Genomic DNA, 22,678 nt, shown 5'->3' with positions numbered 1-22,678 from the left:
CTACAAGATAAAATTACTGAGATGGTAAACCAACTAACTCCTGAACTTATAAAATCTATCACCAGTTATCAATTATACACTAAAACATTTTTTGAGTATTTTTAAATCAGAAATGGTATTATTGGATAGTTCCGTCCAAAATTCTATATATATTGAAGATTGTGAAGTCTGTTGCCGACCCATTGAAGTTCAAATAAGCTTTGATAACGAACAAAATTTAGAAAGTTTTTCAGCTGCGGATATTGAGCAATAATTAATTATCGCTCTTATACGTTTTTAAATAGTTGCCCCTAACAATTTTAGCGGTATTGTGTTCACCTGCATGATGCCATCCAGGAGGCATAAATATATACAACAACTTATTTTTTAGCCCCGGTGCTTTATAAACATCTTTCCACAACGCAATAATTTCACCGAAGTAAACATCAAAGAAGTTTCCCGAGTCCATCTGCCTTGTAATCCCATATTCTATATCTATATTTTTGTCTTCATTTTGGAAAGTGCCAAAAACTTTATCCCATATATTCAATAAATTACAGAAATTGGTATCCATATACAATGGATTCCTGGCATGATGTACTCTATGATGCGAGGGCGTTAATATAATCTTATTTAAAAAACCAAGTCTTCCGTCCTTTAATAAATTTTCACCAACATGAATAAAAGCTCCATAAGTACCATCAACAAACATTATTAAAAATAAAAGTTCTGGTTGTATTCCTAATAAAATGCAAATAGTTGTCCGAATAGTATCTGCATAAGGAGCTTCTAAGAAAAAGTGAGCGTGTGTAACAGAAAGGTTCATATTTTCAGGAGCGTGATGCGTTGAATGCAAACACCAAAAAAGCCGAATCTTATGCCCCAGATAATGATAAATAAAATGGGCGAATTCCCAAATAATATAACTATACACAAACCAATACCAAGTCAATTTGGTCTGAAAAGGAGCATATTTTTGAAAAAGACCAATACATAAAGTTACCATTGCAATGGCAATAAACCTACCCACAAAACGATTGAAGATGTAAATTAAAAAATTGACCTTATATACTTTAGTATGAGGTTTTTTATAAATAAGACTCAAGATTAACTCTAAAATAAGCAGTAAAGGTATTATTGGGTAAATTAGGGAAACAATTCCGTCATAGGTTTTAAAAGCACTATAATCTCCAGTTTGCAAAATGTCCCAAGCTTGGCTGATACCTAAAAAGCCAATAATCTCTTCATATACTATTTGAAGAACTTCCATAAATCATTTTTTTTTTTGAAAGTTATAAATCTAGTAAAAATTTATTTTTCATCCAATAATTCTAAAACCACCAAATACGCACAATGATCTGAAGCAATAGTATCTTGTATTATTTTGGTTTCTAACACTCTCCATCTGCTTTTTGGATAAAACATCACATAATCTATCTTTTTGGTTGGATTATCTGAAGGATAAGTATATTCCATATTATTTTTATCATAAGAGACTGTCCAAATTTCTTCGAGAATATTTATGGGGGTACTATTGGGTTCAGCGTTTAAATCTCCTGCCAAAATAGTTGGATGTTTATTCTTAGAAAACACTTTGTTTATTTTTTTAGCTTGCACTACCCTATCCTTTTCATCATTTAAATGATCTAAATGAGTTCCTATAAAAGAAATAGTATCTTTTAAATTTATAGTTGTTGTAACTTCCAACGCTGCTCTAGGTTCGTGGTCATCGTAATAAGGTAACGCTACATTTCTAGAACTTAAAAAAGAAGTTTTTGATAAAACACCCTCACCATATTCACCCCCGTCATACTCCATGGCTTTTCCAAATATTGGATTTAGTTTTGTTCGCCAACCCAATTCCGTTACCAAATCATATTTTTTTGCCCTGTTGGATTTTATTATCCACTTCTTGCAATGCCACAAAATCAGGATTTGCATCTTTAATAACCTTGGCAATTACCTCTAAATTAAAATCACCTTTGGTGGTTGCCCCATGTAGAATATTAAAGGTTAGTACACGCACTATTTTGGTGCTATCTATTTTGGTCTGGGACCAACTTAATGTAATTGTAAATAAAGCAATTAATAAGATTTTTAATTTCAGTTTCATGATTAATTTTTAGAGTGCCTGATTTATATCCTCAATAATATCTTTTACATCTTCAATACCCACAGAAAAACGCAATAAATTATCAGAAACACCTATAGCTTTTCGTTGTTCCACAGTTAATAAAGAGTGCGATGTTAACGATGGTAATAATATGGTGGACTCCACCCCTGCCAAACTCATGCTAGGTTTAATCAACTTCAGTTTATTTTGAAAAGAAACCGCATCGTAATTTGATTTTAATTCAAAAGACAGCATCCCACCAAAACCGTGCATTTGTTTTTTTGCAATATCATGATTTGGATGACTCTTTAGCCCAGGGTAAAATACTTTTTCAATGGCTTTATGGTTATCTAAATATTCAGCAATAGCTTGGGCATTTGCGTTATGTCTATCGACGCGAACCCCTAATGTTTTAATACTTCTTTCTAATAGATAAGCAATAAAATCGCTTAAATGTCCGCCCAAATTTTTGGCCTTATTCCAAATAATATCGATATTTTTTTGTGTTGTGGCCACTGCCCCAGCACTAATATCACTATGACCACCTAAATATTTTGTAGCGGAGTGTATAGAAATATCAATTCCTAATTCTAAAGGTGTTTGGTTAATGGGCGAAGCAAAAGTATTGTCAATCATGGTTAAAATACCATGCTTTTTTGCCAACGTTACCACAGCTTCAATATCCGTAATACTCAATAGTGGATTTGAAGGTGTTTCTATATAAATTACCTTGGTATTTGGTTTAATTTTATCTTCAAAATGGTTAGTTTCTATTCCATTGGTAAAAGAATATTCTATTCCCATTTTATCAAACTCTTCAACAATCAAATTAAATGTACCACCGTAAATCTCATTTTGCAATACCACATGATCTCCCTGTTTTGAAAACGAAAACAAAGTTGTGCTAATAGCCGCCATGCCCGAACCGAAAATCAATCCTGCTTCGGCATTTTCCAAGGCGGCAATTTTTTGGGCAACCGCTTGTTGGTTAGGCGTATTAAAATACCTGGGATATCGTTTTGAATCTACATCCATAAAAGGGTATGAAGTTGCCATATAAACAGGGGAAATTGCTCCGCCAAATTGAGTGTCCTTAACTCCACCTGTATGTGTGCAAATGGTATTTACGCCATGTTTTTTTGTTTTCATTTCCGTACATTTAAAGAAGTGTAATTTACAAAAGAAATTTTATAAAAAATGAGTTGAACTAATGTCGTTAAATTCTTTCATTTTTTCCATTGATGAAAAAACGAAACAATCCCGAGTACTCGGGACTAGTCTGTTCAAGGAAATTGCTTCGAAACATTCGCTCACGAAACTTCATGCTTAAAGCTATCGCTTTTGCAATTCCGTTTCTTCACTCTTTATTTCTTGCGAACAGACCTTCCTAACCAAAATTATTCTTACAAAAATTCAATATCACTTTACCTACAAGGAAATCCTGCGGTTTTTAAAACCTTGTAGGATACAGGAATCAAACAACCGTATTTTTCCATTTTCCTTTTTTAAATAGAATAATTCCAATTATTGCAATTAATGCTTCTGCTAAAACTATGGCCAAAAATACACCCATAGGTCCAAAATCTAAGGTAATTGCCATTAAGTACGCAAATGGTAATTGAAAAAGCCAAAAACAGACAAAATTGATATAGGTTGGTGTTGTGGTGTCTCCTGCACCATTAAAAGATTGAATCACCACCATACCATAGGCATAAAAAACATATCCGGCCGCAACTACCTGTAAACACAGAGCTCCATATTTTATAACTTCTGGTTCATCACTGAACCATCTTAAAATTTCGGGAGCAAATGCCAAATAAACAATGGATACGATTACCATTAAAATGGCATTGTATTTTCCTGTTTTCCATACGGATTTTTCAGCCCTATCTGGTTTTCTCGCTCCTAAATTTTGACCAACCAAAGTCGCCGCTGCATTGCTCATTCCCCATGACGGCATAAAAGTAAACATCATAACACGGATGGCTATCGTATATCCGGCAAGGACTTCGCTACCAAACTCGGATATGATTCGTACTAAAAATACCCAACTGGAAGTACCAATTAAAAATTGACCGATCCCACCCAATGAAACCCGCATAAGGTTTAACATTATGGCCCATCGCAAAACGATATCTTTAACCTTAATTTTGAGTTTTCCCCATCCATAAAATAGAATAAATAATTGAAATACAACTGCAGTACCTCTACCAATAGTAGTTGCAATGGCAGCCCCCTCTACTCCGTATGCAGGAACAGGTCCAAAACCAAATATGAAAATAGGATCGAGAATTATGTTTAATCCGTTGGACAAAACCAATGTCCACATGGCAATAGAAGCATTACCAGCACCTCTAAAAATGGCGTTAATCAGAAACAGTAACATGATGGTGATGTTACCACCCATTAAAATTTGGGTATAACCGTAACCCTCTTCAATTAAATCGGGCTCGGCACCCATTAATGCCAAAATTTCTTTAGGATAAACGATTCCAATAATTCCAATTATAATGGCCACGAGTATTCCAAGAATGATAACTTGGACGGCGGCTTGGTTTGCTCCAACCACATCCTTCTCACCTATCCTTCGTGCTACAATCGCCGTTGCGGCCATACTAAGACCAATGGCAACCGCATAGACCAATGTGATTACCGATTCCGTTAAACCGATGGTAGCTACCGCATTAACGCTTACCTGAGATACAAAGATAATATCGACCAAGGCAAAGATAGATTCCATGAGCATTTCAAGAATCATGGGGATAGAAAGCATAAAAATCGCTTTTCTAATACTGCCAGTAGTAAAATCGTGCTCTTTGCTAGAAAGAGATTCCTTAAAATAAAAAATAAGTTTTTTGAACGATGGTATTGTTGATAATGACATGACAATTTGTATAAATAGAAAATAACATGATTAGAAGAAGTCTAACCAATCTTTGGGGTCGATAAGCTTAAACCGACAAGTCCGAAAATGCTATTTATACAATCATAAGACTGCAAATGTGCAAAAAAAAATTTAATTATTTAAATATTGGAGTTTAAAATTTATGTTGAAAGTACTAGAACAGCCCGAATTTTAAATCCCTCCGTCTTCCGCTTTAGCGGAATCCACCTCCCTTTATCTAAAGGGAAGAACCAGTAAACAATATTATTTTTAAAATAGAAATAAAACACAAAAAGAAATAGTACTAACTCCTTTCTTCGAAAGGTAAAATAATTCCTTTTTCCAGATAATCTTTTAACCCTTTGAGTAACATTGCCCAACAAAATGAAGATACCCGATAATGTGAATTGCGTTCTGGCCATCCCGTATGAAAAAAATGAAGCAATACATTATCACTTTGTTCTTCCAAATCGAATCCAAAAGTGGTCGAGTCCCAATCTAAATCGGATTTTGTCATTTTTATGTGAAAACTTTGATTAGGAATTAAGCCACTTACTTTTCCGTACCAATCATATTCTGGGGTAAAATAGAAATTGTATTCACTTCCTAATATTGGTTTTCCTTCACATTTTAATGGCCACCAGTTGATTAAATGCTTAGGGTCGGAAACTGCTTCAAAAACTTTTTCAATTGGAGCATTAATGGTCAAGTCATGGTAAATACCAAAACTTTTGTTTGAGCCTTGATTTGTTATAGTTTTATTCATTATATCCCTAGTTAATAATAACCACCTCGCCCTTTGGGCATACTGAATCCAGTTCAGCACAGGCTCCCTCCTTGAAAAGGAGGGGAATTTTTTCCCTCATATAATTACCCTTTAATCCAATTTACAATTACATCATCCGTTGGTAATGTTTTTGGAGAAATTACCTTGACCACATGACCGTTTTCATCAATCAAATATTTCTGGAAATTCCATGCTACTTCTGAATCTTCCAATCCGTTTTTCTTTTTTTGCGTTAAAAATTGATAAACCGGGTGCATATCATCTCCCTTTACCGAAATTTTAGACATCATTGGGAAAGACACCCCATAGTTCTGTTGACAAAACTCAGCTATTTCAGTATTTGAACCTGGTTCTTGTTGTCCAAAATTATTGGCAGGGAAACCTACAACTACAAAATTATCATCTTTATAAGTATCGTATAATTTTTGTAGATGCTCATATTGAGGTGTCAACCCACATTTTGAAGCAGTATTTACAACCAGTATCTTCTTTCCTTTTAACGAAGAAAAATCAAAATCGTCTTCAGTTAAGGTTTTTACTTTAAATTGATAAATATCTTCCATAGTTTCTTGATTATGAACCATAGCAGTTTGATTTGTTATGGTATCATTTGCAGAATTATTTTCTTCTGTGTCCTTTTTTGTTTCTTTACAGCTTATGAGTATTAAAACTGATAACGCTATTATTACATTTTTTTTCATCATTTTTTATTTTAAGCCCCATTGTCCTTCGGACATTTCCCCTCGGGGAAAACTTATCGGAACACATTAATTATTTTTTGCCTTATCCCTCGATGAAGGTTTTTTGTAGTGTTTTTTAAATTTGATATAGGCTAAGATACTAATTACAACCGAGACTATCAACCAGCCCCATATTTCCATAGGAATAGGTGCTGCCTCACCAGCAGCATAAGAGTGTAATCCTGATAATAAATGATTCACCCCTAAAAAAGTCATTAATATACTAGCATAAGCAAAAATAGAAACCATATTGAAAGTAAATCGACTTCTTAAGCCTGGTATCAAACGCATATGTAGGACAAACGCATACACCATAATACTTACCAATGCCCAAGTTTCTTTAGGATCCCAACCCCAATATCGGCCCCAACTTTCATTCGCCCACATACCGCCTAAAAAGTTACCAATAGTTAACATGATTAAACCAATAGTTAAAGACATTTCATTGATTACGGTGATTTCTTTAATGGCCAAATCTAATTTAGGTTTGTTCTTTTTAGTTGTTACGGTAAATAATATTAATGCCAGTAAGCCCAGAACCATACCAATAGTGAGTGGACCATAACTCCCTACAATGATGGCAACATGAATCATTAACCAATAAGAATCCAATACTGGAACCAATGTACCAATAGTTGGATCCAGCCAATTCCAATGGGCAACCATCAAAATCATAAAAGTAACAAATGTAGTTGCCGCGACGGTCAAAGCCGATTTTTTACCGAATAACAGCCCAAAAAGCATGGTCGCCCAAGCTACATAAATCATAGCCTCATAACCATTGCTCCAAGGGGCATGTTCAGAAATATACCAACGAATACCTAACCCAATGGTATGGTAAATAAACAAGGCTGCAATTATAAAAATCCCTGCCTTTACCAATTTATCTATAAGACTTGAACTGTTAAAAATTTGAATAATCACTACAATAAATAAAAACAAAGATGCATACATATAATACATGAAGAGGCTTTTAAATATATCGTATTTATTATAAAAAAGTTCTAAAGCTATTTGTCTGTCGGTAGGCATAACTTCGCCACCAAACTTGTGTTGGTATTTATGGATGCTTTCTAAAAACTCATCAGCTTTAGAGTAATCACCTTCGGTTGTAGCTAACTTTAACCCGTTGGCATATAATGGAATAACATTAGCCACGTATAATGAGTCTGTTCCTTTAAAGCCTGCCAATTTATGCTCTACATAAGAGAACCATTTATTGTTTTCATCTCCTTGTAACGGGAAAAACTTGAAGATACTGCCTTTAATAATGGCTTGGTACAATAAAGTAACCCTTCCATCTATATTTAATATGCTTTCTTCGTATTTGTTTTTGATTTTCTTTTTGTAAGCCTTTTCAACTTCTTGGCTCAATTTGTATTCACCTTTATTAGTAAACATGTCCGATAACCGCAAATAGTCCTGATCTTCTGGCACTCCCAATAATTCGCGAACTTTAGTATTGGTAGATGTTACATAAATAAACGGAACGGACATCCAAATTCTAGGATTGGTAACCATTGAAACAGCTACCTGATTGGCATCCAACCCAATATAGTTGTCTTTTTTACTTACTTTTCGAAGCAATTCAGAGGTGAAAGTATTTACAGGTTTCATCCTACCGTTCTCATCTTGAATGACCAAACTACCAAAACTCTCAGCATGTGCTGCAGTTACTTTTTGAGCGGTTAAAATGGAGTCTATTTTTTCTTTGGAAAGTGTATGATTATTATGATCGCTTTGAGCAAAAGTAATACCACTGAAAAGCAATACCAATAAAGACAACGCCGCCTTTTTCTTTTTAATTTTATTCAACATTCTACGTAAATCCGCAAAACGTGTGGTTTTTGAAAATAAAATCATAATCAAACCCGTATATAATAAGGAGTAGCCTAAATAGGTAACAAAAGTACCAACGGAATCATGATTTACAGATAAATGCGTTTCTTCATACTCATCCGTAATCCTGTAACTGGATTGGAAAAATTTGAATCCTTTATGAATTAAAATATTATTCATAAAAATTCTGAAATCAAAATTATCACCATTGTCCATTACCGTAACTTCACTAGCATACGATTTTGGGCTGTTAGATCCTGGATATCTATCCAATTGAAAATCGTTTAGTTTTATGGAAAAAGGTAATTGCAATTGTTTCGCACCGTAAGAAAGTCTAAAGTTTAATCCATCCATTGAAAACATTTCTGGTGGAGTGGCGGCAAACTTATAACCGTATAAATCGACGATTTTTTTATCGTTTTCAGTTACTACCTCAATCGTTAACTTATCGGCAGGATGCTCTTCTTTATCATCAGAAGAAACCTCAACCAACCTGCCTTTTGTACCTTTTGTTGGAACAACAAATTGCAAATTTCCGATGTTATGTAATGCCCTTAAATTAAAAACCTGAACCGAATCTTTTACAATTTTGCCCTTGGCTTGCGTGGCCATGACCATAAAATCCCCTTCAAATGGAGATTGAATTCTTAAGGTATCATTTTCGGTAAAAATGTTTACAGCACCTTCTGTTCTGTTTTCAAAAGCAACTAAGGCATTATGGATATTGGCAACTTCTCCTTTTCTAATATAGTGATCGTGCCTTCCTCCACCACCCGACTCCACAAAGTGCAGAAATTCTTCTCCAGAAGCATCTTCTTCAAATTTTTCATAGGCATTTGGCAAATAACTTACATAATTTATGGTTACAGGTTTATCTCTAAAATCAGCGTTTATGGAAAAATCGTTGCCACCCCTTAAAAAATTGAAAAATTTTGAAACTAATGGTATAAAACGTGTTTCCGAACCAATCTCGGGGGCAAAATAATACAGCTTGTTTAATTCCCTAGCCTCTTTACCATCATCCACATGTATATTAAGCGTGGTTTTTTCAGACAGCATTAAATTAGTGGTTTCCCCTTCTTGGATTGGCATTATGGCCTCATAACTTATATATCTTGTAATTCCCGCTCCAATAATTATGACGATAAAAGCCAAGTGGAACATCAATACCGAGATTTTTTCTTTACGGATCAATCTATACCTAAAAATATTTCCAATAAAATTACCTACAAAAACGAGCATAATCAGCTCAAACCACCACGTATTGTAAACCAATGCTTTGGAGGCTTGTGTTCCGTAATCGTTTTCAATGAAAGTAGCAATGCCCATTGCAGCGGCAAAAACAATAAATAAAACAGCGGTAAGTCGGGTAGAGAAGAGAATATTGTATAATTTTTTCATACTGATCTTAGATACAAATAAAGTGGTGCAAAGGTACTTATTTTTGTGCTTAAATCATTACTTTTAACGTTTAAATGTAAAGGTAAAAACATCAAAATCACAAAATGATTTCAGTAATAGTTTTGGGAACAGGAAATGTAGCAAATCATTTAATTGATGCTTTTTTAAAAGCGGATAGCATTAATTTAATTCAGGTTTATGGCAGAAGCAAATCGGCACTAAGTAAATTTGAAAACAGTGTTGAGACCACATCAAAATTCAAGTCTTTAAAAGATGCTGAAGTTTATATAATTACTATTTCTGATGATGCTATTCCAGAATTTTCATCACATTTAAGTTTAAAAGATAAATTAGTGGTTCACACATCGGGAAGCGTTGCCATGGAAGCACTCAAAACTACTGGGAATAAAGGTGTGTTTTATCCTTTACAGACATTTTCTAAAGATAACCCAGTTAATTTTGCAGCAATTCCAATTTGTTTAGAAACAGAAAGAAAAGAAGATTATAAAATGTTGGAAAAATTAGCATCTTCAATTTCAGATAAAGTCTACAACATTGATTCAAACCAAAGAAAATATATTCATCTCGCCGCCGTTTTTACAAATAATTTTGTGAATTATATGTACAAAATCGGGAAAGATATTTGTTTAGAAAACGATATCCCTTTTGATATTTTACACCCATTAATATTGGAGTCGGCAAAAAAAATTGAAAACGCTGATCCTGTTTCCATACAAACTGGGCCGGCAAAAAGAAACGATAAAAAAACCATTGAAAAACATCTTAAATTGTTAAAAGGTCAAAAAAAGGAAATTTACAAACTATTAACCCAATCTATTAAAGAAACTTATGGAAAAAAGCTATAAAGAATTGATGCCAAACATAACCACCTTTATTTTTGATGTAGATGGTGTATTGACCGATGGAAAGGTGACAATATTCCCTGACGGTCAACTCATCAGGTCAATGAATATAAAAGATGGTTACGCTTTAAAAACAGCTGTTGAAAATGGCTATAACGTTTGTGTAATCTCTGGCGGTACAAATGAAGCGGTAAAATCACGGTTAAGAGGATTGGGTATTACTGACATCTATTTAGGAGCACATCATAAAGTAGAACAATTGGAAGAATATTTGGATATTTACAATATAAAACCCGAAAATGTATTATATATGGGTGATGATATTCCCGATTATCCAGTAATGAAAATGGTAGGTTTAGCGGCATGCCCTAAAGATGCAGTTCAGGAAATACAAAATATTTCGCTGTACGTTTCGCAAAAAAAAGGTGGAAATGGCTGTGTAAGAGATGTGATTGAACAAGTAATGAAAGTGCAGGATAAGTGGATGTAAAATGATTAACGATTAACAAATTATGATAATTGATTTTTGAATTTAAAAACAAAATTTAGTCATTAACGATTGTCCCCTTGAGGGGGGATTTAGGGGTGCCCACCACCAAGGAATAATTAAAAAATTCGAATTCTGAACACGAAAAAACTCTATACTCAAAATTCATAACTCTGAACTGGAAAAATGACCACCGAAGAAAAACTTTTAAAAATTCCAATAATTGGCTGGTTTGTTAAACTTTTTAAAAAGATTAAAGTACCAGGTTTAGAAGGTATGTCGTTATATAACATACTCGAAATGTATGCTTTAGGGATTCTAAGAGGAGCTTTAACCTCTAGAGCGGGTGGTATTGCCTTCAGTTTTTTTATGGCCCTGTTTCCTTTTGCCCTTTTTATTTTAACACTTATTCCGTTCATCACAATCGAAGGCTTTCAAGAGGGCTTTGTTAATTTTATCCATCAAGCATTGCCACCGCAAACTTATGATGCAGTCGATTCTGTCTTGGCCGATATTACCAATAATAAATATGGTGGATTGCTATCGTTTGGTTTTGTGTTTTCTATAATTTTAATGACCAATGGTATAAATGCACTTTTTGGCGGATTTGAATACAGCTACCACAAAATGGAAACACGATCTATGATTCGGCAATTTTTAGTTTCTATGGCTATTTCAATCGTATTGGCATTATTGTTGTTGCTTACAGTTGCAGTAATTATTTACTTTGAAATTGCCATTAGTAACTTTAAGGAAAAAGGATATGTTTCCGATGATTTGTTTTGGATAGATATGGGCAGATATATTATAGTATTGGCCATGATATTAATTACCGTTGCCTTATTTTATTTTTTTGGAACACGAGAAGGTCGAAAAATTTCGTTCTTTTCGCCCGGGGCAATATTAACCACATTATTGTTATTGCTCAACTTTAAGATTTTTGGTATCTATGTTCGTAAATTTGCCCAATATAACGAGCTTTATGGTGCCGTAGGAACGTTATTAGTACTGATGTTGTTTATTTGGTTAAATTCCATAATTCTTTTGTTGGGTTTTGAACTGAATGCGGCCATAATAGGATTGAAAAGAAATATACAATTGGAAAATAAAAATGAATAAGATTTTTTACATATTATTTTTAACATTGAGTTGTAGTTTTGGTATAAACGCACAAAACAAGAAGCCGATTGATTTGAATTGGCAAACCGATTTTGAAAAAGCCAAAGAACTTGCTACTTCTGAAACTAAACATATTCTTATCTATTTTACAGGATATGACAGAAGTGATTCTTGCCAAATGTTGAATGAGGATTTTTTTTACACGGAAAAATTTCAAAAAATAGCAAACCAACATTTGATTTTAGTCAGGGTTAACGAACCTATTCGGCAAAATGCTATTTCTGACGATCAGAAAAAGAAAAATAATGTACTTAGCAAAAAGTTTAATCAGAAAGTACACCCAACAGTTGTTTTATGCAGTGCCGATGGTGAACTTATCAGCATGATTGAAAGCTATAATTATTTACGTGATACCAGCAAACATTATGCTTTGTTGGAGAAGGTGATAAAGAAATAATTTAGAAAAAGTCGCAATTCATATGTAATCTTTATAAGACTCCTGCCGAGAATTTATCCTGAGCGAAGTCGAAGGGCAGGAATGACATACTTTAATTACTTTTTTATTTTGACAAATACTCTAGGGTCAAAATCAACAGTTTTAACAATAATAGTATCTCCGCTGATGTTCCCCTCATATTGCCTTTTCTCAGAAGTTAATGCGTTTCGCCATTTCTCAACATTTTCGCTTTGCTGTAGAGGCGTTATTGGCTTTGTATAAAAAATAGAATCGTTTACCGATAACTTAAAACTTATTTTGTCATCTGTCTTTTTGAAGTCGTTCATTTTTGCTTTAAAAAAACCTGGCAGATAACCTTCCCTACCCTCGTCAAAATCATCACTTGTTCCGAAGTATATAGTCTCATTGTCTTTGAATTCCATGTAATGATTTTCAACTAAATCACCAGAATTATGTTCATAGACATATTCGTAAACCCCGACTAAACTGGATTCTTGAATTTTTTCGACTTCAGAAACGGTAGGCTCCTCTTTATTAGAATCGGCACTTAATTCTTTCTTTTTTTGTGAACAGGAAAGTAACGGTAATATAAGAAGGGCAATTAGGAAGTTTTTCATGAGAGTGTATTTTGTGAGTAACCATAACGAATTGTCTTTATTTAATATTGCAATGGAAGTAATAGGTATGGTCTTAAAGAAATAAAGTTATAACCAAATTTCCAAAACCTAAAATATCTAAAACTCCATTACAATACCAATCCCTTGTTTGGAAGGCATAATTTTAAAGGAAATTTTGTTATCTAAACCCTCATTGTATTTAAGAATAGCTTTCTTTTTTTGGTGGTGAGATATTAATGAAAAAGTGATTACCCCTGCGAACGATCCAAGAACACCAATAGTAGGTACTATATTTTGCCTTTGATTATAAGAGTCAGAAATTGACCAAACGCCAAAACCAGCTTCAGCAGCTAAAGCTACCCATGATAAGGTTTTATAAGTTTTTGCATTGTTCCAATGTTTAATGGCTACATCATCTTTTTCTAGTAAAAGTTTAAGGTCTTTTTTACTAATCCTTTCATTATCTTGATAAAATTGATTATCCCAAAAGCCTGTAAACATTGTTATTTCTTGAGCTCTTGCAGAAAAGTTAAATAGAAAAAAGAAAATCGCAATTGCTAAAAAGCATTTATTTCTCATTTTAAAATTTTTGTTATTGATTATATCAAAGATAACGAATACAATAATACTTTTTGAGCTGAATTTGTTAAAAAACAGCTGAATTTTCATCATAAAAAAACCGCCCTAATCAATTAGGACGGTTTAAAAAATTATTATAAAATTTTACTTAGAATAAGTGTTCATGAGATTCCTGCTTTCGCAGGAATGACATACTTATTTTTTCTTAGCATCCATTTTATCTTTAAGATCAGCTAGTGCAGAAATGTCACCCAACGTAGATTTTTCTACATTATCTTCCATTTTCTTTTTCGTTGCTCTAACAGCTTTCTCTTCTTGTTCTCTAAATATAGAGGTATGAGATACAACCAATCTTCTATACTCCTTGTTGAACTCCAATACTTTAAAGTCAACTTTGTCTCCTTTAGCTATTTTAGAACCATCTTCTTTTTCCATATGGCGTTGCGGTACAAATGCCTCAACGTCATCATCTCCAAAAGAAACCAGGGCTCCCTTATCTGTAACTGAAGTTACTTCGCCTTCATGTACAGAATCTATTTGGAATTTTTCTTCATACGCATCCCAAGGGTTTTCAGTAGTTTGTTTGTGACCTAAATTCAATTTACGTCCTTCCACATCCAATTCTAAAACCTCAACTTCTAGCTTATCACCAACTTTAACAAAATCTGATGGGTGTTTCACTTTAGTTGTCCATGAAAGATCAGAGATATAGACCAATCCGTCAATACCTTCTTCCAGCTCAACAAATACTCCAAAATTAGTATAGTTTCTAACGGTACCTGTATGTTTAGAACCTACAGGATATTTAGAAGTTACATCTGTCCAAGGATCAGGATGTAATTGTTTCATGCCTAAAGACATTTTACGTTCTTCTCTATCCAACGTTAAAATAACGGCTTCAACTTCATCACCAACATTTACAAAATCCTGTGCGGATCTTAAATGCGTTGACCAAGACATTTCAGATACGTGTATCAATCCTTCTACACCTTGACTTACTTCAATAAACGCACCGTAATCAGCAATAATAGCAACTTTACCTTTTACTTTATCACCAATTTTAAGTTCGTTATCCAATGCTTCCCAAGGATGCTTCTGTAATTGTTTTAATCCTAATTGAATTCTAGATTTATTATCATCAAAATCAAGGATTACCACATTTATTTTTTCATCGAGCTCCAATACTTCGCTTGGATGATTGATTCTGCTCCAAGATAGATCAGTAATGTGAACCAATCCGTCAACACCACCTAAATCAACAAACACACCGTAAGAAGTAATATTTTTAACAATACCTTCTAATACTTGTCCTTTTTCTAATTGACCGATGATTTCTTTTTTCTGCTCTGCAAGATCCGCCTCGATCAATGCTTTGTGAGATACAACAACGTTTTTAAATTCGTGATTTACTTTAACCACTTTGAATTCCATTGTTTTATCAACATATTGATCGTAATCTCTAATTGGTTTAACGTCAATTTGAGAACCTGGTAAGAATGCTTCGATTCCGAAAACATCTACAATCATACCACCTTTAGTTCTGCATTTGATGTAACCGTTAACAACCTCTTGAGTTTCGTGAGCTTTATTAACACGCTCCCAAGCCTTGATTACTCTCGCTTTTTTATGTGACAGTACTAATTGTCCAGAACTATCTTCACGTTTATCAACCAATACCTCAACAGTATCTCCAACTGCTAAATTTGGGTTATATCTAAATTCGTTTAATGAAATTACACCTTCAGATTTTGAATTGATATCGATAATAGCTTCTCTATCTGTTAATCTAATAACTTCACCATCAATAACTTGACGTTCTTCAACAAAACCAACAGTTCCTTTTAACGCCTTATCAAACTCTTCTAACTTTGTTTCATCAACAGCTTCGATACCTTCTTCGTATTTATGCCAATCGAAATTATCTAAAAATGCTTGAGTGTTTTTTGGTTCAGGAGCAGCTTCTTTTGCTTCTTCAGTTTTGGCAACAACTTCTTCTTGTGCTTTCTTCGGAACTTCTTCCTTTACTTCATCAGCAACAACTTCCTTAACTTCTGCTTTTTCCTCTTTCTTTTCTTTTTTTACTTCTTTCTTTTCTGCTTTTGGAGCTTCTACTTCTTTTTCATCTTCTTTAGTATCCTCGGCATATACCACTTGTACACCTAATTCCTCAACTAAAATAGTATAAAAAATAGCTCTGTACTTATTTCTATTTGAAGAACCTATGGTATCAATTGCTTTTTGGATGGCTTCATCTAATTTAGGCGAATCTTCCAATCCTAATTTTTTGATTAAGAAATTTTTCTTTACGGTCTCTAATTCTTTTGAATCGGAACTTGACACTTTTTCAGCATCTGCTTTGTAAATTGTTGGTCCTAATCCTTTGGTTACACTTGCTAATAAATCGGTATCTAGTTTTAATCCTAATTTTTTAACCTCTTCAGTGTATTGATCAATTTTTTCTTGTAGTTTAGACATACGGTCTAATTAAATTTGTATTTTATTGATATTCAGATTTTTAACGATAATCTCAATAAAAGAGTTTATATTATTTTTTATGTTTTGTTCCTTTCTAAATCTGTACTCGTAAAAAGGAGTGCAAAAGTATTAATTTTTTATTAATCTAACAATAAGATAATCAAATAAATGCAATGATAAAATTTGTGTTTTATTTAAAATTTTCGCAAATGAATTAATTTATAAACTTTTTACGTCAATTTCTATGACAAATATCATTGTTTTTTTATGGTTTGATTCTTAAATTTATAGCAGATAACTTAAAATGAAATGTCATGAAAAATATACTCTTACCGACCGACTTTTCCGAGAATTCAAAAAATGCCATAAATTATGCACATGAATTATTTAAGAATATAGCTTGTACGTTTTACCTGTTAAATACTTACACCCCCGTTATTTATAATTACGACTACCAAATGAATACCGGAGGTTATATGGGTGATGTTGTGGATGTTGTCCGAAAAAATTCAAAACAAAATCTTGAAGAACTCCAAAAATCTTTAAAAGAAAAATACAATAATCCCAATCACAATTATGAATTGATATCATCTTTCAGTACGCTTACCGATGAAATCGAATCATGCGTGGAACAGCACGAAATAGATTTAATAATTATGGGTACAAAAGGAGCATCTGGGCTCACAGAGATTTTATTTGGGTCAAACACCATACATACCATAAAAAAAGTTAAATGCCCTGTATTGGCAATTCCCGATGGATTTTTCTTCGAGAAACCAAAAGATATTCTTTTTCCGACGGATTTTAAAATAGATTATACCGATTTACACTTAAATGTCTTAAAAACCATTGCGGATTTGTATAAATCTAAAGTTCATGTGTTGCATGTTTCTTCAAATAGGCCATTGAACGAAACCGAAAAACAGAACAAAAGTAAGCTAGATAAATTGTTACATACCGTAAACCACGAATTTAACAATGTTAAAGATCAAGAAATTCCACAAGCCATTAATGAATTTCAAAAATTGACTTATGTACATTTACTAATGATGATAAAAAACAAACATACATTTTTAGAAAATTTATTCTTTAAAAAAGTAATTCATCAAATAGGGTTTCATTTAACCATTCCGTTTTTAGTTGTACCATCAGAATTATAATTTTTTATATGATAAATATCATAGTATAGCGAAAAAAACACTATTACTTTTGAAGTTTAAAATAGCCATGCTTATGTCAAAATCAACATTAATTCAAAAGTATAATGTGCCAGGCCCAAGATATACAAGTTACCCTACGGTACCTTATTGGGATGAACGTAGTATTGATACGGATAAATGGATACGAACGATAAAGCATTCTTTTGAGCAAAGTAATTCGTCTAAAGGAATTAGTTTATATATCCATCTTCCTTTTTGCGAGAGCTTGTGTACTTTTTGTGCTTGCCATAAATACATAACCAAAAGACACGAGGTAGAGACTCCTTATATTGAAACTTTACTGAAAGAATGGGGATTGTATTTGCAACAATTCAATGAAAAACCTTTGCTAAGGGAATTGCACTTAGGTGGTGGTACACCTACATTTTTTGAAGCTGAAAATTTAGAGTATTTAATCAAAACTATTTTTAGCACGGTTGATTTGCACAGCGAATTTGAATTCAGTTTTGAAGGACATCCCAATAATACCACAAAAGAACATTTACAGACACTTTATAATTTAGGCTTTACAAGGGTTAGCTATGGCGTACAAGACTATGCCGAAAAAGTACAGAAAGCTATTAACAGGGTACAACCCTTTGACAATGTAAAAAAGGTTACCGAGTGGGCCAGGGAAATTGGTTACACCTCCATTAGCCATGATCTTATTTTTGGTTTACCGTTCCAAACTGTCAGTAATATTATTGACACCATAAAAAAAACAATGGAATTAAAGCCCGAGAGAATTTCGTTTTACAGTTATGCCCACGTACCGTGGATAAAAGGTGTTGGACAAAGGGGTTTTAAAGAATCTGATATCCCCAAGGGTAATGAGAAAATAAAATTATATGAAATGGGCAAACACATGTTGCTCAATTTTGGTTATGTAGAAACCGGGATGGATCATTTTGCTTTACCTTCTGATGCCCTTTGCAAAGCCTTTAATAACGCCAATATGCATAGAAATTTTATGGGGTACACCACAAATCCGACCCAGTTGATGATTGGATTAGGGATGTCTGCCATTAGCGATTCTTGGTTTGGTTTCGCACAGAACGAAAAATCACTAAAAGCCTATCAGGTGCAAATTGAAAAAGGACAAATTCCACTTTTAAAAGGTCATTTGTTAACCGAAGAAGATTTGATAATAAGACAACATATTTTAAATGTTATGTGCCACTTTAAAACTTCTTGGCAAAATGATAAATTAAAATTTACAGCGTTGCCAGAAACATTAGATAGATTAAAAGAACTTGAAAAAGATGGATTGGTATTAATAGCAGATAATGAACTTATAGTTCCAAAAAACGCAAGGGCATTTGTACGAAATATTTGTATGGCTTTTGATTTGAGAATGGTAAAGAACAAGCCCGATACACAGTTGTTCTCAATGACGGTTTAGTAAAATATTTGTTGTTAGATAACAAAAATCAAATGTGAAAAATCAAAAAACATGCGTTTTCCCTTTTTTAAGTTCTTTGGTATAATCTGCTATGGTCTTTTCAGTTAATTCTTCTGTTAATCTATTCCTTAAAGGGGCTATCAAATGATGTATTGGACAAGGATTTTTATTACCACAAACAGGCAATCCCAAAGAACATTCTTGAAACTTATCCAATCCGTCAATGGCATCGACTACGGATATTAAAGTATTTAGCTTGTTCTTATCTGTTAGATAAAATCCACCTGCCCTACCCTTTTTTGACGAAATGATATTGCGTTTGGTAAGTTCTTGCAAAGTTTTTGCCAAAAAAGGAGCTGGTATATTTATGTGTTCTGCAATTGATTTTGGACTAACCTTTTTTTCTTCATTAGAATATAACGATAAATATAGAACAGCTCTGATTGCGTAAGTACTGGATTTTGATAGCATTTTCCTGAAAAATTTATAGACCACAAATAAAAAAGATAAAAAAGTCTTTTTATATGACAAATATCATGTTTTTTTCAATATGTCGGTCATAAATTTGTCCAAAATTAAAAAACCAAAAATTATGAAGTCAAAAATTATAATGTCAATTTTATTGATAGCGGTATTTTTATCTTGCAAAAAAGATCCACAAACTAATAATGAATCAACAAGCACAACTACTGAACAATCTTCTACAGAAGCAACAGAAAATCAAGGTCAAGCCTCTGTCAGTGATGATGTATCGGCTAAAAATGCTCTACAAGTAGCAAAATCTTTACCAGATTTTTCAACGTTGGTAACAGCCATAGAAGCCGCAGATGTTGAAAATGCTGTAGTAAACGTTGGGCCATTAACCATTTTTGCCCCAACCAACGAAGCTTTTAACAAATTGCCAGAAGGTACAGTTGAAACTTTAGTAAAACCTGAAAACAAGGATAAATTGGCATTTATTTTAACAAATCACGTAGCACCGGCAAACTATCCAGACACTCAACTAGAGAAAGAAGCTAAAAAAGGACGAAAGCTATATATGGCTTCTGGAGAATACTTAGAAGTAGTTAAAAAAGAAGACGGTCTTTATGTAGGTGGAACTAAAATCTTAAAAACAGTACAAGTAAGTAACGGTTGGATTCACGTAGTTGGAGATGTAATTGTGCCAACTGAAAAATAATAGGAAGTGTTTGGTAGCGATAAGCAGTTTTAAAAAATAATCAATAATTAAATAAAAACTAAAATAATGAAAAAAGTAATTTTAAGTGTATTTGTATTATCACTTACAATATTAGTGAGTTGTGGTGATAAATCTAAAAAGGACAATCCCAAAAAAGAAACAGTAAAAGAGGAGGTTGTCAAAGAAGAGGTTGCTGAAGTTGACCCAATGAAAAATAAAGGGATTGGTCCAATTAAAAGTGTAACCCTAGATGCCGAAGTAAACCAAGAATTGGCTACTAAAGGTAAAGAAATTTATGAGCAAATGTGTTCTGCATGCCATAAAACCGATAAGAAATTTATCGGGCCAGCCCCTAAGGACATTTTAGACAGGCGTACCCCTGAATGGGTTATGAACATGATTTTGAACCCTGATGAGATGGTGAAAAAAGACCCCATTGCTAAAGAACTTTTAGCAGAGTATTTATCGCCAATGTCCAATCAAAATTTAACTGAAGAACAAGCTAGGGCTATCTTAGAATATTTTAGAACTTTATAATAAATCAAACTTTAAATTAATATAAAATGAAAACAACTTTTAAATTCATAATGTTATTCTTATCAACTGCTTTTTTCTTAGCTAGTTGTGGTAATAACAATGGCAAATCGTCTGGCAACGACGGTGCTTTAAGAAGCAGCAATGCAGAAAAAGTATATGTTGCACCAGGTGAACATGACGAGTATTACGCATTTATTTCTGGTGGTTATAGCGGTAACCTTACAGTTTATGGTTTGCCCTCGGGAAGAATGTTTAAAGAAATTCCCGTGTTTTCTCAGTTTCCAACCAGCGGTTATGGATACTCAGAAGAAACTAAACCTATGTTAAATACCTCTTTTGGATTTGTACCTTGGGATGATTCTCACCACCCAGATATTTCTCAAACCAATGGAGAATTAGACGGACGTTGGGTTTTTATCAACGGTAACAACACACCTCGTATTGCGAGAATCAGTCTTAAAACTTTTGAGACAGAAGAAATTATAGAAGTGCCTAATAGTGCGGGTAACCATAGTTCTTCATTTATTACGGAAAATACGGAATATGTAGTTGCCGGTACACGTTTTTCAGTACCCGTACCTCAAAAAGACATGCCTATTAGCGAATATAAAGGAAACTTTAAAGGGGCTTTAACTTTTATGAATGTTGACCAAGAAACAGGTAGAATGGGAATTAAATTCCAATTATTAATGCCCGGCTTTAATTATGATTTATCACACCCCGGTAGAGACAAATCTCATGGATGGTTCTTCTTTACCACTTATAATACTGAAGAAGCAAATTCATTATTAGAAGTAAATGCTTCACAAAATGATAAAGATTTTATAGCAGCCATCAATTGGAAAAAAATTGAAGAATATGTAAATAATGGCGGTGGTACTAAAATGCCAGCTAATTATGCACATAATGTTTATGATGACCATACACATACCGCTACCTCTACAATGGTAAAAGAAGTATTAACTGTAAACCCTGCAGATGTACCTGGTGCCGTTTATTTACTACCAACACCAAAATCACCTCATGGTTGTGATGTTGATCCAACTGGTGAGTACATTATAGGTAATGGTAAATTATCAGCCGATTTAACAATACACTCGTTTACTAAAATGCTAGATGCCATTGAAAACAAAAAATTTGATGGTGATGCTTATGGAATTCCAATTTTAAATTACGAAGATGTTTTGGCAGGGGCAGTAAAGTCTGGTGGTTTAGGCCCATTACATACTGAATTTGATGATAAAGGTAATGCTTATACAACTTTCTTTATCTCTTCTGAGGTAGTAAAATGGAATGTGGAATCACGTGAAGTTATTGATAGAAAACCAACGTATTATTCTGTAGGTCACTTAATGATTCCAGGTGGTAACTCTCGTAAACCCTTTGGCAAATATGTTGTAGCCATGAACAAAATTACGAAAGACCGTTATTTACCTACTGGACCTGAGTTAGAACACTCGGCTCAATTATATGACATTAGCGGTGAAAAAATGGAATTGCTACTAGACTTCCCTACGCATGGCGAACCTCATTATGCCGCAGGTATTCGAGCAGATATTATTAAAGATAAATCTCAAAAAATATATAGATTGGACGAGAATAAACACCCTTATGCGGTTACCAATCAAGCAGATGCCAAAGTTACGCGTAATGGAAATGAAGTACATATCAGTATGTCTTTGATTAGAAGTCACTTTACACCTGATAATATTGAAGGCATAAAAGTGGGTGATAAAGTGTATTTCCACATCACAAACTTAGAACAAGATTTTGATGTACCTCATGGGTTTGCGATGATTGGACAAAATACATCAGAGTTACTGATAATGCCGGGACAAACTAAAACTTCCGTATGGGAACCAAAACAAGTAGGGGTTTGGCCTTTCTATTGTACAGATTTCTGTTCTGCATTGCATCAAGAAATGCAGGGGTATATTAGAGTATCACCAAAAAATTCTAACATAGAATTATCTTGGACTTTGGATGGTGAGTAGTTGATTATTTTAGTTTGAAAAGGCTG

22 protein-coding genes and 1 pseudogene are annotated in these 22,678 nt (G+C 33.5%); 10 read left to right on the top strand and 13 right to left on the bottom strand.

Annotated features, from left to right (window positions below; translation table 11 throughout):
- The first annotated feature begins 91 nt into the window (after positions 1 to 91).
- Positions 92 to 253: a zinc ribbon domain-containing protein gene (locus tag UMM65_RS15775; RefSeq protein WP_321977917.1), complete on the top strand. Its 162-nt coding sequence runs from the start codon at positions 92 to 94 to the stop codon at positions 251 to 253.
- Here the strand turns inward: UMM65_RS15775 and UMM65_RS15770 are convergent, their stop codons facing one another.
- From UMM65_RS15770 to UMM65_RS15735, 8 genes are all read right to left on the bottom strand, one after another.
- Positions 254 to 1,249, bottom strand: a complete 996-nt coding sequence (locus UMM65_RS15770) for a sterol desaturase family protein (protein ID WP_321977916.1) — start codon at positions 1,247 to 1,249, stop codon at positions 254 to 256.
- 41 nt (positions 1,250 to 1,290) lie between these two features.
- The gene (locus tag UMM65_RS15765) at positions 1,291 to 1,851 is read right to left on the bottom strand and encodes an endonuclease/exonuclease/phosphatase family protein (RefSeq protein ID WP_321977915.1); all 561 of its coding nucleotides are present in this window, start codon (positions 1,849 to 1,851) and stop codon (positions 1,291 to 1,293) included.
- A 1-nt stretch (position 1,852) separates the two neighbouring features.
- Positions 1,853 to 2,092: an endonuclease/exonuclease/phosphatase family protein gene (locus tag UMM65_RS15760; protein WP_321977914.1), complete on the bottom strand. Its 240-nt coding sequence runs from the start codon at positions 2,090 to 2,092 to the stop codon at positions 1,853 to 1,855.
- Positions 2,093 to 2,101: 9 nt separating this feature from the next.
- The gene (locus UMM65_RS15755; protein WP_321977913.1) at positions 2,102 to 3,241 is read right to left on the bottom strand and encodes a trans-sulfuration enzyme family protein; all 1,140 of its coding nucleotides are present in this window, start codon (positions 3,239 to 3,241) and stop codon (positions 2,102 to 2,104) included.
- Between the two features lie 325 nt (positions 3,242 to 3,566).
- The gene (locus UMM65_RS15750; protein ID WP_321977912.1) at positions 3,567 to 4,976 is read right to left on the bottom strand and encodes an MATE family efflux transporter; all 1,410 of its coding nucleotides are present in this window, start codon (positions 4,974 to 4,976) and stop codon (positions 3,567 to 3,569) included.
- Between the two features lie 304 nt (positions 4,977 to 5,280).
- Positions 5,281 to 5,742, bottom strand: a complete 462-nt coding sequence (locus tag UMM65_RS15745) for an SRPBCC family protein (protein WP_321977911.1) — start codon at positions 5,740 to 5,742, stop codon at positions 5,281 to 5,283.
- Positions 5,743 to 5,846: 104 nt separating this feature from the next.
- The gene (locus UMM65_RS15740; RefSeq protein ID WP_321977920.1) at positions 5,847 to 6,464 is read right to left on the bottom strand and encodes a glutathione peroxidase; all 618 of its coding nucleotides are present in this window, start codon (positions 6,462 to 6,464) and stop codon (positions 5,847 to 5,849) included.
- A gap of 66 nt (positions 6,465 to 6,530) precedes the next feature.
- Complete coding sequence (locus UMM65_RS15735) at positions 6,531 to 9,743, bottom strand: cytochrome c biogenesis protein CcsA (RefSeq protein ID WP_321977910.1); 3,213 nt, start codon at positions 9,741 to 9,743, stop codon at positions 6,531 to 6,533.
- A 104-nt stretch (positions 9,744 to 9,847) separates the two neighbouring features.
- Between UMM65_RS15735 and UMM65_RS15730 the strand changes: the two genes are divergently transcribed.
- The 4 genes from UMM65_RS15730 to UMM65_RS15715 all read left to right on the top strand — a co-directional run bounded on the left by UMM65_RS15730 (position 9,848) and on the right by UMM65_RS15715 (position 12,669).
- Positions 9,848 to 10,609, top strand: coding sequence for a Rossmann-like and DUF2520 domain-containing protein (locus UMM65_RS15730; protein WP_321977909.1), 762 nt, complete (start codon positions 9,848 to 9,850; stop codon positions 10,607 to 10,609).
- A complete protein-coding gene (locus UMM65_RS15725) occupies positions 10,593 to 11,096 on the top strand; it encodes a KdsC family phosphatase (RefSeq protein ID WP_321977908.1) in 504 nt (167 codons plus the stop codon). Before UMM65_RS15730 ends, UMM65_RS15725 begins: the two co-directional genes overlap by 17 nt.
- 183 nt (positions 11,097 to 11,279) lie before the next feature.
- Entirely contained in the window at positions 11,280 to 12,212 is a 933-nt protein-coding gene (locus UMM65_RS15720) for a YihY/virulence factor BrkB family protein (protein WP_321977907.1), read from the top strand.
- Positions 12,205 to 12,669 carry a thioredoxin family protein gene (locus tag UMM65_RS15715; RefSeq protein WP_321977906.1) on the top strand — a complete coding sequence of 155 codons (465 nt, stop codon included), beginning with the start codon at positions 12,205 to 12,207 and terminating at the stop codon, positions 12,667 to 12,669. Before UMM65_RS15720 ends, UMM65_RS15715 begins: the two co-directional genes overlap by 8 nt.
- A gap of 95 nt (positions 12,670 to 12,764) precedes the next feature.
- Here UMM65_RS15715 and UMM65_RS15710 read toward each other — a convergent pair whose 3' ends face one another.
- The 4 genes and pseudogenes from UMM65_RS15710 to UMM65_RS15695 all read right to left on the bottom strand — a co-directional run.
- Positions 12,765 to 13,286: a hypothetical protein gene (locus UMM65_RS15710; protein ID WP_321977905.1), complete on the bottom strand. Its 522-nt coding sequence runs from the start codon at positions 13,284 to 13,286 to the stop codon at positions 12,765 to 12,767.
- A 117-nt stretch (positions 13,287 to 13,403) separates the two neighbouring features.
- Entirely contained in the window at positions 13,404 to 13,865 is a 462-nt protein-coding gene (locus UMM65_RS15705; protein WP_321977904.1) for a hypothetical protein, read from the bottom strand.
- A gap of 195 nt (positions 13,866 to 14,060) precedes the next feature.
- On the bottom strand, positions 14,061 to 16,016 hold the full coding sequence (gene rpsA, locus UMM65_RS15700) for a 30S ribosomal protein S1 (protein ID WP_321977919.1): 1,956 nt from the start codon (positions 16,014 to 16,016) through the stop codon (positions 14,061 to 14,063).
- A gap of 18 nt (positions 16,017 to 16,034) precedes the next feature.
- Positions 16,035 to 16,340 (bottom strand): annotated as a pseudogene (locus tag UMM65_RS15695) (DUF2853 family protein); the annotation flags it as partial.
- A gap of 314 nt (positions 16,341 to 16,654) precedes the next feature.
- Here UMM65_RS15695 and UMM65_RS15690 point away from each other — a divergent pair.
- Both UMM65_RS15690 and hemN read left to right on the top strand, forming a co-directional pair.
- The gene (locus tag UMM65_RS15690) at positions 16,655 to 17,500 is read left to right on the top strand and encodes a universal stress protein (RefSeq protein WP_321977903.1); all 846 of its coding nucleotides are present in this window, start codon (positions 16,655 to 16,657) and stop codon (positions 17,498 to 17,500) included.
- Between the two features lie 73 nt (positions 17,501 to 17,573).
- Entirely contained in the window at positions 17,574 to 18,941 is a 1,368-nt protein-coding gene (gene hemN, locus UMM65_RS15685; protein ID WP_321977902.1) for an oxygen-independent coproporphyrinogen III oxidase, read from the top strand.
- A gap of 42 nt (positions 18,942 to 18,983) precedes the next feature.
- Here the strand turns inward: hemN and UMM65_RS15680 are convergent, their stop codons facing one another.
- Positions 18,984 to 19,412, bottom strand: coding sequence for an RrF2 family transcriptional regulator (locus UMM65_RS15680; protein ID WP_321977901.1), 429 nt, complete (start codon positions 19,410 to 19,412; stop codon positions 18,984 to 18,986).
- 121 nt (positions 19,413 to 19,533) lie between these two features.
- On the opposite strand from UMM65_RS15680, the gene UMM65_RS15675 reads away from it, so the two are divergent.
- The 3 genes from UMM65_RS15675 (at position 19,534) to nosZ (ending at position 22,652) form a co-directional block, all read left to right on the top strand.
- Positions 19,534 to 20,121, top strand: a complete 588-nt coding sequence (locus tag UMM65_RS15675; RefSeq protein ID WP_321977900.1) for a fasciclin domain-containing protein — start codon at positions 19,534 to 19,536, stop codon at positions 20,119 to 20,121.
- Between the two features lie 66 nt (positions 20,122 to 20,187).
- Positions 20,188 to 20,658 carry a c-type cytochrome gene (locus UMM65_RS15670; protein ID WP_321977899.1) on the top strand — a complete coding sequence of 157 codons (471 nt, stop codon included), beginning with the start codon at positions 20,188 to 20,190 and terminating at the stop codon, positions 20,656 to 20,658.
- Positions 20,659 to 20,684: 26 nt separating this feature from the next.
- Positions 20,685 to 22,652, top strand: coding sequence for a Sec-dependent nitrous-oxide reductase (gene nosZ, locus UMM65_RS15665; RefSeq protein WP_321977897.1), 1,968 nt, complete (start codon positions 20,685 to 20,687; stop codon positions 22,650 to 22,652).
- The last annotated feature ends 26 nt before the right edge of the window (positions 22,653 to 22,678 follow it).

The sequence above is a fragment of the Aureibaculum koreense genome, from assembly GCF_034296135.1.
Classification (GTDB): Bacteria; Bacteroidota; Bacteroidia; order Flavobacteriales; family Flavobacteriaceae; genus Aureibaculum.
This window is presented reverse-complemented; position numbering and strand designations above follow the sequence as displayed.

Coding starts and splice junctions, on each gene's coding strand:
- UMM65_RS15770 (WP_321977916.1), bottom strand. CDS start 1,249: ATGGAAGTTCTTCAAATAGTATATGAAGAGATTATTGGCTTTTTAGGT.
- UMM65_RS15760 (WP_321977914.1), bottom strand. CDS start 2,092: ATGAAACTGAAATTAAAAATCTTATTAATTGCTTTATTTACAATTACA.
- UMM65_RS15755 (WP_321977913.1), bottom strand. CDS start 3,241: ATGAAAACAAAAAAACATGGCGTAAATACCATTTGCACACATACAGGT.
- UMM65_RS15750 (WP_321977912.1), bottom strand. CDS start 4,976: ATGTCATTATCAACAATACCATCGTTCAAAAAACTTATTTTTTATTTT.
- UMM65_RS15745 (WP_321977911.1), bottom strand. CDS start 5,742: ATGAATAAAACTATAACAAATCAAGGCTCAAACAAAAGTTTTGGTATT.
- UMM65_RS15740 (WP_321977920.1), bottom strand. CDS start 6,464: ATGAAAAAAAATGTAATAATAGCGTTATCAGTTTTAATACTCATAAGC.
- UMM65_RS15735 (WP_321977910.1), bottom strand. CDS start 9,743: ATGAAAAAATTATACAATATTCTCTTCTCTACCCGACTTACCGCTGTT.
- UMM65_RS15730 (WP_321977909.1), top strand. CDS start 9,848: ATGATTTCAGTAATAGTTTTGGGAACAGGAAATGTAGCAAATCATTTA.
- UMM65_RS15725 (WP_321977908.1), top strand. CDS start 10,593: ATGGAAAAAAGCTATAAAGAATTGATGCCAAACATAACCACCTTTATT.
- UMM65_RS15720 (WP_321977907.1), top strand. CDS start 11,280: ATGACCACCGAAGAAAAACTTTTAAAAATTCCAATAATTGGCTGGTTT.
- UMM65_RS15715 (WP_321977906.1), top strand. CDS start 12,205: ATGAATAAGATTTTTTACATATTATTTTTAACATTGAGTTGTAGTTTT.
- UMM65_RS15710 (WP_321977905.1), bottom strand. CDS start 13,286: ATGAAAAACTTCCTAATTGCCCTTCTTATATTACCGTTACTTTCCTGT.
- UMM65_RS15705 (WP_321977904.1), bottom strand. CDS start 13,865: ATGAGAAATAAATGCTTTTTAGCAATTGCGATTTTCTTTTTTCTATTT.
- UMM65_RS15690 (WP_321977903.1), top strand. CDS start 16,655: ATGAAAAATATACTCTTACCGACCGACTTTTCCGAGAATTCAAAAAAT.
- hemN (WP_321977902.1), top strand. CDS start 17,574: ATGTCAAAATCAACATTAATTCAAAAGTATAATGTGCCAGGCCCAAGA.
- UMM65_RS15680 (WP_321977901.1), bottom strand. CDS start 19,412: ATGCTATCAAAATCCAGTACTTACGCAATCAGAGCTGTTCTATATTTA.
- UMM65_RS15675 (WP_321977900.1), top strand. CDS start 19,534: ATGAAGTCAAAAATTATAATGTCAATTTTATTGATAGCGGTATTTTTA.
- UMM65_RS15670 (WP_321977899.1), top strand. CDS start 20,188: ATGAAAAAAGTAATTTTAAGTGTATTTGTATTATCACTTACAATATTA.
- nosZ (WP_321977897.1), top strand. CDS start 20,685: ATGAAAACAACTTTTAAATTCATAATGTTATTCTTATCAACTGCTTTT.